We start from the raw sequence: 16,153 nt of genomic DNA on the forward strand, positions 1-16,153 counted from the left end.
TGTTTGGAGCAACTGTGCCACCTTCCCTCGTTAAAATGTCTCCGGAGCTTCTGGAGGAAAAGGCCGGCGAAGCGGAAGCGTTCCTCCGTTCGCTTGCGAGCCGGCACCGTCTGATGATCCTGTGCAGCCTGCTCGGCGGGGAGTTGTCGGTAACCGATCTGGGCGAACGCCTCGGACTGACACAGTCGAATTTGTCCCGCCATCTGGCCACGCTGCGCGACGAAGGCCTGGTCGGAACACGGCGGGAGAAAACGACGATATTCTACCGCATCACGTCCGAGCGCGTGCTGCCGATCCTGACGGAACTCTACGCACTCTTTTGCGCCGGTGACGAAGCTGAGAGCAGAGAATCCTGACGATGGAGGGTTTCACCCCATTCTCGGCCATCGTGGGCGGCGCGCTAATCGGCCTCTCGGCTTCCTTCCTGTGGATCGCCAATGGGCGCATCGCTGGAATCAGCGGCATCGTCGGCGGGGTGCTTGCGCCTGTCCGCGGCGAGATGGCCTGGCGCGCAACATTCCTGGTCGGCCTGCTCGCCGCGCCCTTGCTCTACCGGGCGGCGGGCGGCCTGCTACCGGACCTCACGTCGCCGGCCCCAGTCGCCGTCGTGATCGCAGCCGGCCTTCTGGTGGGATTTGGGACTCGGCTCGGGAGTGGTTGCACCAGCGGGCATGGCGTCTGCGGAATAGCGAGGCTCTCGCCCCGCTCGCTCGCCGCGACAGGCGTCTTCCTCATCACAGCGGCCGCGACTGTGTACGTCGCCCGACACGTCATCGGACTCTGAGCAATGAGGAAGCTGCTCATCGCGCTCGCCTCGGGGCTCATTTTCGGCTTCGGCCTGATCGTCTCCGCCATGATAGCCCCCAGCAAGGTTCTGGCGTTTCTTGATGTCGCCGCGCCGTCGTGGGACCCGAGCCTTGCCTTGGTGCTGGCCTCGGCCGTCATGGTTTCAGCGTTGGGATTTGCACTCGGCCGAAGGCGCGATGCTCCGCTTTTCGCACCGGCGTTCAATGGGCCATCGTCCCGGTCCCTGGACAAGAAGCTTCTCTCGGGCGCGGCTTTGTTCGGCGTCGGATGGGGCCTCGTCGGCTACTGCCCTGGTCCGGCCCTGGTCGCCCTGAGCCTCGGAGCGCCGGCGGCGCTGGTGTTCGTCGTGGCGATGCTGGCGGGCATGGGCGTCTTCGCCCTTCAGGAACGTTATCGCGCAGCCAGGCCCGGGGCAAACCCATGACGCCGGTCGACATCCTCACGCTCATATCCGGTGTCGTCGTCGGCTTTACCCTCGGGGTGATCGGCGGCGGCGGCTCGATCCTTGCCCTGCCGTTGCTGCTGTATGTCGTGGGCATGAAGGACCCGCACGTCGCGATCGGCACGAGCGCGCTGGCGGTGGCCGCCAATGCCTTCGCCAACCTGATCCAGCACGCCCGGGCCGGAACCGTGAAGTGGCCCTGCGCCCTCGTCTTCGGGGCATCGGGCGTCATAGGCGCCCTGATCGGCTCCACCCTGGGCAAGATGGTGGCGGGTCAGCATCTCCTGGTGCTGTTCGCAGGCGTGATGATCGTGGTGGGGGTTTCCATGCTGCGCGGCAAATCCGGCGGCGGCGACCCGGGCGTGCGGATCACGCGCCCCATCGCTGTGCGGCTCGTGGCGATCGGCCTTCTCGCCGGCCTCCTGTCAGGGTTCTTCGGCATCGGCGGCGGCTTCCTGATTGTGCCCGGCATCATGCTCGGCAGCGGCATGCCCATCCTCAACGCGGTCGGATCGTCGCTGTTTTCGGTGGGAACGTTCGGATCGGCGACAGCCCTCAACTATGCCCTGTCAGGACTCGTGGATTGGCGCGTGGCCGGCTTCTTCATCGCTGGCGGGGTCGCTGGCGGCGTCGCCGGCATGCAAACCGCCATCCGGCTCGCCGATCATAAGGGCTTGCTCACCCGCATCTTCGCTTTCGTCCTGCTGGCCGTGGCCGCCTACATGCTGTTCCGCAGCCTGGGCGGGATCGGCGGCTAGACACCATTGGAGACCGATCATGATCTTTCGTCAGTTGTTCGAGCCGGAGTCCTCGACCTACACCTACCTCCTCGGTTGCCCGGAGACGCGCAAAGCCGTCCTGATCGATCCTGTCCTCGAAACGATCGAACGCGACCTTGCCGCGCTTCAGGAACTGGATCTCGAACTGGCTTATACGTTGGAGACGCATGTGCATGCGGACCACGTCACATCGGCCTGCTATCTGCGCAGCCTTACCGGCTCCAAGATCGCGTACCCCGCCATGGACGGCCTTCCCTGTGCTGACGTGGGGGTCGCCGAGGACCAGCCTTTGACTGTCGGCGCGCTCAAGCTTCAGCCGCTGTTTACGCCGGGGCACACCGACGCCCACCATACCTACCTGGTTGAGCAGCCCGATGGTCTTCGCGCCTTCACCGGCGACGCCCTGCTAATCGACGGCTGTGGCCGCACCGACTTCCAAAACGGTGACGCCGCCACCCTTTATCACTCCGTCACGCAGAAGATTTTCACGCTGCCGGGCGATGGTCTGATCTACCCGGCTCACGACTACAATCATCGCCACATCACGACAGTGGCGCAGGAGCGTGAACGGAACCCGCGCCTTGCGGGCAAGACCGTTCAGGAATTCGTCGCGATCATGGCCGCTCTCGATCTTCCCTACCCAAAGAAGATCGACGTTGCCGTTCCGGCAAACAAGCTTTGCGGTGATTGCCCGACAGATTTGCCGGAAATGCTGCGCCAGATAGGCGGCAAGTCCGAGCAGGGCTGAGCCATCCGATACAGGTTCATTTACAGGAGAAAGTCGATGCCAACACGCACCTCGAAACAACTGGTTTCCGAAGCGAATGCGATTGTCGAAACTATCGCGCCTGACGATGCAGCCAAACTTGTCGGCAATCCCAAGGTCCAGTTCGTTGACATCCGCGAGCCAGGGGAAGTCGCAAAATCGGGGCTGGTGGCTGGTGCGGTGCATGTCCCGCGTGGCCTTCTGGAATTCCAGGTCGATCCTGAAAGCCCCACCCACAATGCCAAACTCGCCAGTGGATCGCGGTTGGTGCTCTATTGTGGGTCCGGCGCCCGCTCGGCGCTGGCCGCAAAATCACTCAAGGAGATGGGCGTGGAGAATGTCGCCCACGTCCCCGGCGGGTTTGCGGCGCTCAAGGATGCCGGCGCTTCAATCGCACCGGAATAACCCATGGCGCGCTCGAGCGCCGCTTCTCGCAGGCAGGATACAATCCTTGGATAGCCATATCGCATTCGCCAGCCTCGGATTGAGCCCGATAGCCATCTCCATAGGCCCGCTCGACATCCGCTGGTACTCGCTGGCCTATATCGCCGGCATCATTGCCGGGTGGTGGTATCTGCTGCGGCTGCTGGCCCAACCAGCGGCCCCGATGAACCGCGCACAAGCCGACGATCTCGTGTTCTACGCGACGTTGGGCGTTATCCTCGGTGGCCGTCTCGGCTATGTGATCTTTTACGGTCCTGAGATGATCTTCGACCCCCTGCAAATCCTCAAGCTGTGGGACGGCGGCATGTCGTTCCACGGGGGTGCAGCTGGCGTCTCGCTCGCGCTGATCCTGTTCGCGCGACGACACGGCCTCGAATGGCTGCGGGTCCATGATTATGTCGCCTGCACCGTGCCGATCGGCCTGTTCTTCGGCCGCCTCGCTAATTTCGTGAATGGTGAGCTTTGGGGAAAGCCCACCGATGTGCCTTGGGCGATTGTGTTCCCCGGAAGTCGCGATGGCCTCGCGCGTCACCCGAGCCAGCTCTACGAAGCCGGGCTGGAAGGACTGGTCTTGTTTGCCGTGCTCGCGTGCCTTTTCTGGTTTACCAACGCCCGACGTCGCCCTGGCATGCTCGTCGGCGTGTTCCTTCTTGGCTATGGGCTCGCTCGCTTCATTGTCGAATTCTTCCGGGAGCCGGATGCCCAGCTTGTCGGCTTCACAGCCAGAACAGGGCTTCATATGGGTCAGTGGCTCACCGTGCCGATGATTGCCGCAGGTATCTATTTGATAGTCGCAGCTTGGCGCGCCGGCTCGCGCAACCAGCAGGGCAAATCAGTAAAAAGTGAGCCAGCAATCATGCCAAAATCGAGTTGCAGTGAATAGGAACTAGCGGTCGCTATCCTGCTGCTCCTCAAGGCTAGCACCAACTTTGATTGTGCATCGCACCGTCTCGCGCGTTCGGGCTGCGGCCTTGCTGCACCCTTCGATCGTTTCGCGATTGGCCAACACCATCCTGTCGGCCGCTATGATCGCGCGGAACGCGGTGGGCGAGGCGGCCTGCATCATCCGCTGCCCGCCTTCCCACATTGACAGGTCGAGCGCTCGCGCCGCCATCTTTTCCGGCCATTGCCAGCTCGCCGGCACGGCACGCGCGACGACGCCGGCGAACGCCGCCCAAAGCACCATGCCGAGCACCACTCCGCCGATCGCCGTCCACATCAACCAGCGGTTCTGCTCGTAGCCCCGCCGCGCCGATGCGGTGACGCCCTGAAGCGCCCGAGTTGCATCCTTCAGCTCTGCGGCTGCGGTCGCGATCGTCCGCCGGTCCTCGGCGCGGGCGTCACCGCCTGCCGCTACGATCCGGTCAACAACGTGACGCGGCGTTGCTCCGTCCCTGGCTGCCGTCACCAGCGCGTCGGCGCGCTGCAAGGTGGCGTCGATCTTCTGCACCATGCCCGCCAGCGTCTCGCTATAGGGGGCGTTTGCGGGAGGGGGCGGAATCCTACGCTAAGGATTTGGGCCAGCGATATTCCCCGGTTAGATTGATGTGTTCCCATCCCAACGGCGAGACGTGGGCGAGTAGATCAGGCGCGATATGGGTACCGCTGGCGGCCCGGGTATTGACGACCTCGCCGAGCTTCATGGTGTTCCAGAATATGATGATGGCGGCGAGCAGGTTCATTCCGGCGATGCGATAGTGCTGGCCTTCGCCGGATCGATCCCGGATTTCACCTCGGCGGTGGAAGCTGATGGCGCGCTTTAGGGCGTGGTGGGCCTCACCCTTGTTGAGGCCGATCTGAGCCTGGCGCTGGAGGCCGGCATCAAGAATCCAGTCGATCATGAACAGGGTTCGCTCGATGCGGCCCACCTCTCGCAATGCGAGGGCCAGCTCATTCTGGCGCGGGTAAGAGGCGAGCTTGCGAAGAATCTGGCTGGGGGCGACGATCCCCGCTGCGATCGTCGCCATGATGCGCAGGATGTCGGGCCAGTTGCGCTCGATGAGCGGTTCATTGATCTTACCTCCGACCAGCGCTCGCACATTGGCCGGCGTCGCGTTGGGCGTGAAGGCATAGAGTCTTTTCTGAGGGAGATCGCGGATACGGGGGGCGAACCTGTAGCCGAGCAAGGCGCAGGCGGCGAACACATGATCGGTGAAGCCGCCCGTGTCGGCAAAATGCTGGCGAACGCGGCGGCCCGCGTCATTCATGAGCAGCCCGTCCAGGATATAGGGAGTCTCGCTGACCGTTGCCGGGATCACCTGGGTTGCGAACGGCGCATATTGATCGGACACATGGCTGTATCCCTTGAGGCCCGGGACGTTGCCATATTTCGCGTTGATCAGATTCATCGCCTCGCCCTGCTCGGTAGCAAGGAAGAACTGCCCGTCGCTGGATGCCGATTGCCCTTGTCCCCAGAAGGCGGCCATGGGCAGGGCGGCGTGGGCCTCCACGATCATGGCGAGCGCCCGATCATAGGCGCTGCCTTCGACATGCCAGCGCGCGATCCGCAGCAATTCCCAGAAGCTGTGCGTGTTGGTCGCCGCCGCCATCTTGCGCAAACCGAGATTGACGCCTTCCGCCAGCAACACGTTCATCAGGCCGATCCGGTCGCTGCAGGGCGCGCCGGTGCGCAGATGCGTGAACGCCTCGGAAAATCCGGTTCGCTCATCGACTTCCAGCAACAGATCGGTGATCCTCGCGGGCGGGAGCTGTTGATAGAGATCGAGCACGAGATCCTCGGCCCCTTCGGGCGTGTCGGCCCTCAGCTTGTCGATGTGCAGCTTGCCGTTCTCGATGATGCCGCCTGGGATCGTGCCGGTTCGCGCCGCGCGGCCAAACTCCTTCAGCCGTGTATCCAGTCGAGCCCTGCGCTCGGCCAGCCATTCGCCGGGCCGCAGCGGCACGGCGAGCCGCGCGGTCTGCTCTATCGCCTGTGGCGGGACCAGAAGCTGCTTGAGGTCGCCATAGCGGCGCGATCCCGCCAACCATATGTCACCGGACCGGAAGGCGTCGCGGATGTGGAACAGCACCGCGATTTCCCAAAGCCGGTGGTCGCCGCTGGGCTCAGCGCGAAGATGACGATGCCATTTCGAGTTGGGACGTAGAAAATCCACCGGCGGATCGACCTTGATCCCGTTACGCAGCATCGCAACGGCCGCCAGAAGAGGCGTGGCGATCGGCGCCGCCTGCATGTCGAGCAGGCGCAGCATCCTGGGCGCGTAGAGGCGGAAACGGTGATAGCCGTCCAGCACACGGCTGAGCGGGTCGGCCGCGAGCACGTTGGTCAGCGCGGAGGCCGTGGCGACAAGGGTTCTGAACCGTTCCCAGCCAGGCCCGGTGGCGATTATCCCGTCCAGGGCCGTGCCATCGTCCTGCGCTCCAAGCAAAGCACCACCGATTTCGGCAAAGGACTTCAGCGTGTCCCGAACGGCCGCCTTTTCGTCGGCGATCCTGGTGTTGCAAAGGCGTTCGGAGGCCCGATAGAGACGGCCTACGATGCGATCGTGGGTCTCCACGATGACATCGGCCAGCGATGACCGCCATTCCAGGGTGCAGACAGCGAGGATCGCAAGCCGCCTGTCTTCGGGCAGATCACGCATGCCGTCGGCGTAATAGCGCTCGCCCTGCCGGCGAAGCCGGGTCACACGATGCGCCGGCACGCCGTCCAGCAAATCCGCCGGAAGATCGAACCTTTGAAGATATTCCAGTCGATCCATCAGCCGGTTAGCGGCTGCTGAATTTGCGCCAACCTCGAACTGTCGCAGCCATACGAAGCGCGTGACGCGACCATCCACCGTATCCTCCAACAGGTGAGCCAAATTCTCGCTCAGGGTTGGCGTGATGCGATGGGCGATAAGATCCTCGATCCGGCGCTCGGCCTCAACCAGCGCATCGGCGCAAAGGCGCTCGATCGTCGAGGAGCCGGGAAGGATCGTGCGGGTGCGGCGACACTCCGCAACGAAGCGACGGGCAAGATCCTCATTCGATGTCGCCGCCTCGGCTTCCCGAGCGATCCATTCGCGCAAATCCCGTGCGCCCCGCCCCGAAAAGGAGCGATAGCCGTAGATTCGGCGAAGGTCCGCCAGATGCTCGTGCCGGGTCTCCTCGCGCGCGGCATAGAGGAGTAGATCGTCGCTGGTCAGGCCGAGCTGGGCCGCGATGAAATCCGATACCTGCGCCGGGATCAACTCGCCAGGAGCGAGCACCCGGCCCGGGTAGCGCAGGACGCACAGTTGCAGCGCGAAGCCAAAACGATTGTGGGCGCGCCGGCGCTGGCGGATATGCCCGAGATCCTCATCGCTGAGGGTATAGTGCCGCAGCAGCTCACCTTGATCGACCGGCAAGTGAAGCAGCGCCTCGCGCTGTCGATCGGTCAGGGTCACGCGACGCGGCATACATGCTCCTTATTCTTTCCGAGCTACGGTTTGAGATAGCTTGATTGAGATGCTGGTTAAGATACACAATAGCCCAATCTTATGTGCTCATGTTCGTCACCGCCTCAAACCTTCGTTTGTGATCCATGCTGATCGGCTACGCCCGCGTGTCCAAAGCCGACGGCTCGCAGTCGCTCGACCTGCAGCACGATGCCCTTCGCGCTGCCGGTGTCGAGCCAGGCAATATCTATGATGATCGTGCATCCGGTAGCCGTGATGATCGCCCCGGTCTTGCCGCCTGCCTGAAATCGTTGCGCGACGGCGATGTCCTCATCGTTTGGAAGCTCGACCGGCTCGGCCGAACGCTCACCCACCTGGTCAGCACGGTGCAGAATCTGTCGGATCGCGGTATCGGTCTGCGGGTGCTCACCGGCAAGGGCGCGCAGATCGACACCACGACGCCATCGGGCCGGATGGTGTTCGGCATTTTTGCCACACTGGCGGAGTTTGAGCGGGATATGATCCGCGAGCGCACCATGGCTGGCCTGGCCGCTGCCCGCGCGCGGGGACGCAAGGGTGGCCGCAAGTTCGCCCTCTCCAAGGCCCAGGTGCGGCTCGCTCAGGCTGCTATGGCCCAACGCGACACGTCCGTTTCCGACCTCTGCAAGGAACTCGGGATCGAGCGCGTCACTCTCTACCGCTATGTCGGTCCCAACGGGGAACTCCGGGATTACGGTCAGCGCGTGCTTGCTGCCAAAACGCGATGATGATGACGGGAGCCCCGATCAAACTTACCCAAGCGGACGCCGCAGACGTTGCAGACCTGTACAACCGTTGCAGCGACTATTTCCTGTTGCAGGACGGGGCCGCGCCCACGCTGGACGATGCTCGCGAGCTTTTCTCCGATGTGCCGCCCGAAAAGAGCGCCCACAATCAAGCTGTCCTGGGATGGAAGGGGCCTGGCGGCCTATATGCAATCGCGGCCATCCTCCGCGATTATCCGCGTGATGGCACATGGTATCTCGGCTTCATGATCGTAGATGCCGCACAGCGTGGTCGTGGCGTCGGACGCTCAATTTACTCGACGGTCGAAAGCTGGGCCGCTGCGAGAGGTGCCACAGAGATTCGGTTGGCCGTGCTGGAAGCGAATGAAGCGGCAGAGCGATTTTGGCGTTCTCTCGGCTTCATTGAGTATCGGCGCGTTGGGCCAGACACCTTCAAAATGCGTAGCCATCGCCGGATAGAACTGAGCCGTCGCCTTTCTGGCGCGACCGTAGAAGGCAGCAACAAGTAAGATCTCGCGCCGGCTATCTGGGCGAGCTTGGCGTAGGATTCCGCCCCCTCCCGCAAACGCCCCCTTTCAGGGAAGGGGGCTTGAGATCGCCTTGATGGCCTTCAATCCCGTTCCAAAACGAGCGATCGCGTCCCTGTTTCTCTCCAGCTCGCCATAGGGCAGATAGGCGAAGTCGAGATCGGCAATACGGCTGAAAGCCGGGCGACGGAGTTGCGCGCGAACGTCCTGCTCGCGCGCATTCGGTGCGACCAGGAATAGCCCGGCGGCAGCGTGCAGATCGCTCCCCGACAGCGCCAGATCGAGCATGCGCACGATCCCCGAGTAGATCGAGGTCGAATGTTCAACCTCGAACGCGGCGGCGACGCCGTCGCCACCCTTCGCCAGCCACAACACGTCGATGAGGCGGATCGAGTCCGCTCCGGGAGAGGTCGCAATGGCGTCTGGAAGGCGCTCGAGGCATCCCTGTCCAAGCGGGCAGCCAGCGTGAAGTCGACCGCGGTCATTGGCGGCGATCCACACATCGTAACCGAGGGCATGGCCGAGGTCGCGCAGCCAGGCCTGGATTTCGGCGTGCGTGCGATCGGTTTCGCCCTGCGCGGCGGCTGTCTTGTCGAGCCGGCTTGCCTCCGCTCTGGCATGTTCCAATCTGCCGAGCCAGTCGTCGGCCGCCGTTGCGTCATCCTCCAGCGGTGGCGCGGGATAGCGGCCCGAGCCAATGTCGAACAACAGTCCGCCGATCGCGCCGAGATCGTTGGAGAGCAACTCGCGGTAACGGTCGTTGAGGTCGAGGATGCCGGCGCGCATGGCGAGAAAATGATCCCATGACCCGAGCTTCACCTTGGCGCCGGTGACGGCATTGTAGCCCTTGACGATCGCGGTATTGAAGGGCGGCACCAGCGTCGGGTGAAGGAAATAGAGCAGGTTGGCCGCCGCCGGCCCCAGCCCCTTGATCTTGAGCGCGTCTATGCTGCGGATGTGGCTGATGATCTCCTCGGCGGTATCGCAGCACGAGCAATTGTCGAGCAGGCGACCGAACGCCCGCTGGTTGTCCGGGCTTTCGTAGATGTCTGGAATGCGCAGCTTGGGCTTCCACAGCCAGGCATGGTCGGCGCCCTTGAAGATCTGCCGCTGTTCGGCGATCGAGTGGACAACCGTTTCCAGTGACGAGCCGCGATAGGCGACGCCGAACCGCCCACTTTCGATTTCTGCGACCACCTGCTGCAGCCCGCGACGGATGGAGCGGAAGTTTTTCAGCCGTTCGTCCCACAGAAACCAGGAGCGATAGGTGGCGCCGGGATCGTCTCGCCAACGACGGACAAGCTCGCTCACGAGATCATGATGTGTCGCGGGTAACAAGGTCATACTGGCTGGGTCATCTAAACTGGGCTCCTTGCCGTTCAGGCTATCGCGAGCAAGGGCGGCTTGCACGTTCAATGTGCGATCCGCGAAGCGTGCTCAAATTGTCGGTGATCGCGCAGGGAAACGCCGCTGGCATTGGGCGTTGCCGGTCGCAACCGTCGACCGGGCGCACAGCCAGGCAGACGGCCGGCACGGGCGTCGCCGCCCGGGAGCGGCGCCGCAACCAGCTTCTTTTGGTCGAACTTAGCGGATCACTGCTTTGCGATCGCGGTGACCTCGCCATCGCTGCCCTTGAGCGAGAGGTCGAAATCGACCTTGTCGCCGACCTTGACCGCATCGGTGATCGACGGCGCGGCCTTGAACGCCATCGTCATCGCGGGCCACTTGGCCTCCGGGATCGGACCATGATCGAGCGTGATCGTGCCTGCCGCCTTGTCGATCGCGGTGACGGTGCCATGGCCCTTGGCCTTGATCGCGGCGTTCGCGTCAGGCGCCATCGACATGTTGCCCATGTCGCCGCTCATGGTCGCGGCGGGCGCCGCCTCGTTGGTCTCAGTCGCAACGGGGGCCTCCGCCTTCTTGCCGCACGCGGCAGTCAGGGCGGCGAGGCCGAGGGCAATGGTCAGTCGTGCATGGTTCATCGTCTTCTCCTTCATGATGAAACGGGTTGAGGGATGGGATCGGTCTTGGGCCGGCGCAACAGCAGGTAGGCGGCGGGCAGGACGAACATTGAGAGCAAGGGCGCGGTCAGCATGCCGCCGATCATCGGCGCGGCAATCCGGCTCATGACCTCCGAACCCGCGCCTGATCCCAGCAGGATCGGCAGCAGGCCGGCCAGGATCACCGCCACCGTCATCGCCTTGGGACGGACGCGCAGCAGCGCGCCTTCGCGCACGGCGGCCTCGACCTCGGCAGCGTCCGGATGTGCGCCGCGCTCGGCCAGCGCGTTCTTGAGATAGATCAGCATCACCACCCCGAACTCGGCGGAGACGCCGGCGAGCGCGATGAACCCGACCCCGGTGGCGATCGACTGGTTGAACCCCAGCAGATAAAGCGTCCAGATGCCGCCGGTCAGCGCAAACGGCAGCGTCCCCATGATCAGCGCCGCCTCGTCGAAGCGGCCGAAGATGAGGTAGAGCAGCACGAAGATGATCAGCAGCGTCGCGGGCACGACCAGCTTCAAGCGGTCGACCGCGCGCTCGAGATATTCGAACTGGCCAGAGTAAGCGATGCTGACCCCAGGCGAGAGCCTGACCTGTTTCGCCACCGCACGCTGCAGATCGCCGACCACCGAGGCAAGATCGCGCCCGCGCACATCGACGTAGACCCAGGTCGAAGGCCGGGCATTCTCGGTCTTGAGCATCGGCGGTCCCTCGGCGATCGAGACGTTTGCCACGGTGCCCAAGGTGATCTGCTGGCCCGCGGGCGTCAGGATCGGTAGCGCCCGCAGCCTTTCGAGGCTGTCGCGCAATTCGCGCGGATAGCGCACGCTGATCGGATAGCGGGCGAGGCCCTCGACCGTCTCGCCGATCGTCTCGCCGCCGATCGCGCCGGAGACGATGGCCTGGACGTCGGCGATGTTGAGCCCGAACCGCGCGGCGGCGGCGCGGTCTATGTCGACATCGACATAGCGTCCGCCGGTCAGCCGCTCGGCGAGCGCCGAGCTGACGCCGGGCACGCTCCTGGCCACGGTCTCGACATCATGCGCGATGCGGTCGAGCTCGGCGAGGTCACTGCCCGACACCTTGACCCCGATCGGGCTCTTGATGCCCGTCGCGAGCATGTCGATGCGGTTGCGGATCGGCGGCACCCAGATATTGGCGAGACCCGGAAGCTTCACCCGGCGATCGAGCTCGTCGACAAGGCGTTCGGGCGTCATGCCCGACCGCCACTGGTCGCGGGGCTTGAATTGGATCGTCGTCTCGAACATTTCGAGCGGCGCGGGATCGGTCGCGGTCTCGGCGCGGCCGGCCTTGCCGAACACGCTTTCGACTTCGGGCACGGTCTTGATCAGGCGGTCGGTCTGCTGGAGCAGCTCACTCGCCTTGGCGGCCGAGAGGCCCGGCAGCGCCGAGGGCATGTAGAGCAGGTCGCCCTCGTCGAGATTGGGCATGAACTCGCCGCCGAGCCGGCTGAGCGGCCAGGCCGTGGTGGCGAACACCAGAGCCGCGATCAGCAGCACTGCCTTAGGCCGCTTCATCGTCCAGTCGATCGCGGGCCGGTAGATATTGGTGAGCCAGCGATTGACCGGATTGGCCTGCTCGGCCGGAATGCGGCCCCGGATCAGCCAGCCCATCAGGATCGGCACCAGGGTCACCGACAGGATCGCGGCCGCGCCCATCGCATAGGTCTTGGTGAAGGCGAGCGGCGCGAACAGCCGGCCTTCCTGCGCCTCCAGGGTGAAGACCGGAATGAACGACAGCGTGATGATCAGCAGGCTGAAGAACAGCGCCGGCCCGACCTCGGCCGCCGCCTCGGTGACGACGATCCAGCGCATCTCGCCATCGAGATGTCTGTCCGGGTGATCCTGCTCCCAGCGTTCGATCCTCTTGTGGGCGTTCTCGATCATGACGACCGCCGCATCCACCATCGCGCCGATGGCGATGGCGATGCCGCCCAGCGACATGATGTTGGCGTTCACCCCCTGGAACCGCATTACGACGAACGCGGCCAGCACACCGAGCGGCAAGGTCAGGATCGCGACCAGCGCCGAGCGGACGTGCCAGAGGAACAGGGCGCAGACCAATGCGACGACGATGAACTCCTCGACCAGCTTGCGGGTGAGGTTCTCGACCGCGCGATCGATCAGCTGCGAGCGGTCATAGACCGTGACCACCTCGACGCCCGGCGGCAGGCTTTTCCTGAGATCGGCGAGCTTGTCCTTGACCGCCGCGATGGTCTCACGGGCGTTCTTGCCTGACCGAAGAATAACGACGCCGCCGGCGACCTCGCCTTCGCCGTTCAGTTCGGCGATGCCGCGCCGCATCTCGGGGCCGACCTGGATCGTGGCGACATCGCCGAGCCGGACGGGCACGCCGCCCGCCGCAGTCTTGAGCGGGATTGCCCGGAAATCGTCGAGCGTTTTCAGATAGCCCGAGGCGCGGACCATATATTCGGCCTCGGCCATTTCCAGCACCGAGCCGCCGGCTTCCTGATTGGCTTGGCTGATCGCCTGCACTGCCTGGGAGTGGGTTACGCCGTAGGCCGCGAGCTTCACCGGATCGAGCAGCACCTGGTACTGCTTGACCATGCCGCCGATGCTGGCGACTTCGGCCACGCCGGTCACGGTCTTCAGCTCGTAGCGCAGGAACCAGTCCTGCAACCCGCGAAGCTGCGAGAGATCGTGCCGGCCGGTGCGGTCGACCAGCGCATATTCATAGACCCAGCCGACCCCGGTCGCGTCCGGCCCGAGCGCGCTGCGGGCGCTGGCCGGCAACCGACCCTGGACCTGGTTGAGATATTCGAGCACGCGGCTGCGCGCCCAGTAGAGATCGGTGCCGTCCTCGAAGATCACATAGACGAAGCTGTCGCCGAAGAAGCTATAGCCGCGCACCGTCTTGGCGCCGGGCACCGACAGCATGGTGGTGGTGAGCGGATAGGTGATCTGGTTCTCGACGATCTGCGGCGCCTGACCCGGATAGGAAGTGCGGATCACGACCTGCACGTCGGAAAGATCGGGCAGCGCGTCGATCGGGGTCGAGCGCACCGCCCACAGGCCCGCGCCGACCAGCGCGAGCATGCCGAGCACGACGAAGAAGCGGTTCCTCACCGACCAGCGGATGAGATGGGCGATCACTGGCCCGCCACCTTCGCCATATGCCGCAGCGTCGGTCCCGCCGGGGGCCGGTCGAACCCGAACCGGACCCGGTCACCCGCCTTGAAGCCGCGCGCGATGCCCGGATTGGCGAGCGCGAAGGTCATCGTCATCGCCGGCCAGTCGAGCGCGGGAACGGGCTCGTGGCTGAGCGTCACCGAATTGGCCGTGATCCGCTCGATCTTGCCCGTCGTCTCGTACAGCGTGGCTTTCGACGCCGGCGCGGCGATGGTCGCCGATGCCGCACCGCCGCCGATCGGCCGCGCCTCGATTCCCGACAGGCTCGCCTCGGAATCGATCAGGAACTGCCCCGAGACGACGACGTTCTCGCCGGGCGACAGGCCGGCAAGGATCTCGGTCTCGCCGCCTGCCTCGCGGCCGATGCGGACCTCGGCGGGATGATAGCGCCCGTCGCCTGCGGCCAGCATGACGAGCGTGCGCCTGCCCGTGCGGATCACCGCTTCGCTCGGCACCAGCAGCGCCGGCTTGGCATCGCCGCCAAGCGCGACGCTGGCGAACATGCCCGGCCGCAACCGGCCGTCCCGGTTGGGCAGCTCGATCCGCACGGTGAGCGTGCGGCTGTCGGCCTGCGTGGTCGGCAGGATCGCGATCACCCGGCCGGCGAAGCGCTCGCCGGGGAAGCCCGCCAGCGTGGTGCTGGCATTCTGGCCGACCCGGACATCGCCCGCGCGCGCTTCGGGCACCGCGGCATTGAGCCAGACGGTGCCGAGCCCGCTTACCTGGGCGAGCGTCTGGCCCACCGCGAGCGTCACGCCGGCACGGGCGTCGAGCGTCTGGATCGTGCCCGAGATCGGCGTCGTGATCGTCACCACGCCGTTCGGGCGTCCGCTCCGCTCGACGCTGGCGATGAGGCCGTCGGACATGCCCATCAGCCGCAGTCGCTGGCGCGCGGCCGCGGTGAGGTCGGGCTTGCCGAGCCGCCTGACGCTCAGATATTCGGTCTGCGCGCCGCCCCATTCGGGCAGGAGCAGGTCCGCGATCGGCGCGCCGGCGCGGACCACGTCCCCGGGCGCTCGCGCATAGACGCGGCTCACGAACCCGCCCGAACGCGCCTGGATGACGGCGACGTCGCGCTGGTTGAAGTCGATCGTGCCGGTGACCTCGAGGGCCGAGGCAAGGCTGCCCATCTTCGCCGCGACGACCCGCAATCCCAGGCTCTGCCGCGCGGCGGGATCGACGGCGACCGTGGGGGCCGCGCCGGCGCTTCCTCCGTCCGCGTATCGCGGCACGAGCTGCATATCCATGAAGGGCGACTTGCCGGGCTTGTCGAACTTCTGGTTGGGGAACATCGGATCGTACCAGTAAAGGACTTTGCCTGCCCCGGCGGGCGTGGTCGCCTCCGATTGCGGTGCCTGGCGATGGCCAGCCCAATAGCCTGTGCCGCCGGCCAGCAGCGCGACAGCCAGGATCGATGCGCCCCAGCGCAGCGCGGATTTATCGAGCGTCATGGCCGCTCCTCCCCATAGGTGATAGTGATGCGGACCGCGTCGCGCGCGACGTCGGCTTCGCGGTTGAGCGCCTCGACCTCGGCCTCCGCGAGCCCGAGCGTCGTGAGCAGCGCGGCGCCAAGGTCGAGCTTGCCGGCGCCATAGCTGTCGCGGTCGAGCTCGGCGCGGTGCCTGGCGAGTGGCACCAGCGTCTCGCGGGCATTGCGCAACCGGGAGAGATGCATGGCATGGTCTGCGAGATCGGCGTCGAGCTGCGCCACCAGCTCGCGGCGGATCGCCTCGCGGTCGAACCGACCCCCTTGCGCAAGGCTCTCGCTTGCAGCGATCCTGGGGTTCTGGCGCTTGCCGGCGAACAGCGGCAGGTCGATCGACACGCCGACCGAGGCCATGTCGCCGTACATGGGATCGCGCCGGCCATAGGTGACGCCGACCTTCCAGTCGGGGCGCTTGTCGGCGCGCGCGAGACGCACGTCCGCTTCGGCGACTGCGATCCGCGCGTCCTGCGCGCGCAGGGCGGGAAGCGCATCGATCCCGGCCCGCAGCCGGATCGGATCGACATCGAGCATCGGCGGGTCGCACGTCGCCTGCGGGTCGGGGTCGCAGGTA

At 65.2% G+C, this 16,153-nt stretch carries 16 protein-coding genes; 9 read left to right on the forward strand and 7 right to left on the reverse strand.

Features of this window, described 5'->3' with window-relative positions:
* Positions 1-14: 14 nt before the first annotated feature.
* Genes ACIQCS_RS23095 through lgt form a run of 7 tightly spaced genes read left to right on the forward strand, consistent with a single transcriptional unit; the run spans position 15 to position 4,121 of the window.
* The gene (locus tag ACIQCS_RS23095) at positions 15-356 is read left to right on the forward strand and encodes a helix-turn-helix transcriptional regulator (protein WP_004213264.1); all 342 of its coding nucleotides are present in this window, start codon (positions 15-17) and stop codon (positions 354-356) included.
* 2 nt (positions 357-358) lie between these two features.
* The gene (locus tag ACIQCS_RS23100) at positions 359-784 is read left to right on the forward strand and encodes a YeeE/YedE family protein (protein WP_004213265.1); all 426 of its coding nucleotides are present in this window, start codon (positions 359-361) and stop codon (positions 782-784) included.
* A gap of 3 nt (positions 785-787) precedes the next feature.
* Positions 788-1,231, forward strand: coding sequence for a DUF6691 family protein (locus tag ACIQCS_RS23105; RefSeq protein WP_004213266.1), 444 nt, complete (start codon positions 788-790; stop codon positions 1,229-1,231).
* A complete protein-coding gene (locus tag ACIQCS_RS23110) occupies positions 1,228-2,007 on the forward strand; it encodes a sulfite exporter TauE/SafE family protein (RefSeq protein WP_004213267.1) in 780 nt (259 codons plus the stop codon). Before ACIQCS_RS23105 ends, ACIQCS_RS23110 begins: the two co-directional genes overlap by 4 nt.
* Positions 2,008-2,026: 19 nt before the next feature.
* A complete protein-coding gene (locus ACIQCS_RS23115; RefSeq protein ID WP_007016078.1) occupies positions 2,027-2,776 on the forward strand; it encodes an MBL fold metallo-hydrolase in 750 nt (249 codons plus the stop codon).
* A 36-nt stretch (positions 2,777-2,812) separates the two neighbouring features.
* Positions 2,813-3,199 carry a rhodanese-like domain-containing protein gene (locus ACIQCS_RS23120; protein WP_004213269.1) on the forward strand — a complete coding sequence of 129 codons (387 nt, stop codon included), beginning with the start codon at positions 2,813-2,815 and terminating at the stop codon, positions 3,197-3,199.
* Positions 3,200-3,245: 46 nt separating this feature from the next.
* Positions 3,246-4,121, forward strand: a complete 876-nt coding sequence (gene lgt, locus ACIQCS_RS23125) for a prolipoprotein diacylglyceryl transferase (RefSeq protein ID WP_007016079.1) — start codon at positions 3,246-3,248, stop codon at positions 4,119-4,121.
* A 3-nt stretch (positions 4,122-4,124) separates the two neighbouring features.
* On the opposite strand, the gene ACIQCS_RS23130 is transcribed toward lgt, so the two are convergent.
* Both ACIQCS_RS23130 and ACIQCS_RS23135 read right to left on the reverse strand, forming a co-directional pair.
* Complete coding sequence (locus ACIQCS_RS23130; protein ID WP_228222247.1) at positions 4,125-4,739, reverse strand: DUF6118 family protein; 615 nt, start codon at positions 4,737-4,739, stop codon at positions 4,125-4,127.
* Between the two features lies 1 nt (position 4,740).
* Positions 4,741-7,632, reverse strand: coding sequence for a Tn3 family transposase (locus ACIQCS_RS23135; RefSeq protein WP_401531894.1), 2,892 nt, complete (start codon positions 7,630-7,632; stop codon positions 4,741-4,743).
* 125 nt (positions 7,633-7,757) lie between these two features.
* Here ACIQCS_RS23135 and ACIQCS_RS23140 point away from each other — a divergent pair, with 125 nt between their 5' ends.
* Both ACIQCS_RS23140 and ACIQCS_RS23145 read left to right on the forward strand, forming a co-directional pair.
* Positions 7,758-8,378 (forward strand): recombinase family protein, encoded by a 621-nt coding sequence (locus ACIQCS_RS23140; protein WP_008832583.1) that lies wholly within the window; start codon positions 7,758-7,760, stop codon positions 8,376-8,378.
* Positions 8,379-8,380: 2 nt separating this feature from the next.
* On the forward strand, positions 8,381-8,905 hold the full coding sequence (locus ACIQCS_RS23145; RefSeq protein ID WP_011607966.1) for a GNAT family N-acetyltransferase: 525 nt from the start codon (positions 8,381-8,383) through the stop codon (positions 8,903-8,905).
* Between the two features lie 66 nt (positions 8,906-8,971).
* Here ACIQCS_RS23145 and ACIQCS_RS23150 read toward each other — a convergent pair whose 3' ends face one another.
* The 5 genes from ACIQCS_RS23150 to ACIQCS_RS23170 form a co-directional block, all read right to left on the reverse strand.
* Positions 8,972-10,267, reverse strand: a complete 1,296-nt coding sequence (locus ACIQCS_RS23150; RefSeq protein ID WP_013039108.1) for a hypothetical protein — start codon at positions 10,265-10,267, stop codon at positions 8,972-8,974.
* Between the two features lie 248 nt (positions 10,268-10,515).
* A complete protein-coding gene (locus tag ACIQCS_RS23155; RefSeq protein ID WP_007683329.1) occupies positions 10,516-10,905 on the reverse strand; it encodes a copper-binding protein in 390 nt (129 codons plus the stop codon).
* A gap of 11 nt (positions 10,906-10,916) precedes the next feature.
* On the reverse strand, positions 10,917-14,060 hold the full coding sequence (locus tag ACIQCS_RS23160) for an efflux RND transporter permease subunit (protein WP_280280030.1): 3,144 nt from the start codon (positions 14,058-14,060) through the stop codon (positions 10,917-10,919).
* Positions 14,057-15,547 (reverse strand): efflux RND transporter periplasmic adaptor subunit, encoded by a 1,491-nt coding sequence (locus ACIQCS_RS23165; protein ID WP_280280031.1) that lies wholly within the window; start codon positions 15,545-15,547, stop codon positions 14,057-14,059. The genes ACIQCS_RS23160 and ACIQCS_RS23165 overlap by 4 nt, the downstream gene beginning before the upstream one ends.
* Positions 15,544-16,153: TolC family protein (locus ACIQCS_RS23170; RefSeq protein ID WP_401531898.1), on the reverse strand; the 610-nt coding region annotated here is incomplete at its 5' end. The genes ACIQCS_RS23170 and ACIQCS_RS23165, both read right to left, overlap by 4 nt.

The sequence above is a fragment of the Sphingomonas sp. NPDC092440 genome, from assembly GCF_044754985.1.
GTDB lineage: Bacteria > Pseudomonadota > Alphaproteobacteria > Sphingomonadales > Sphingomonadaceae > Sphingomonas.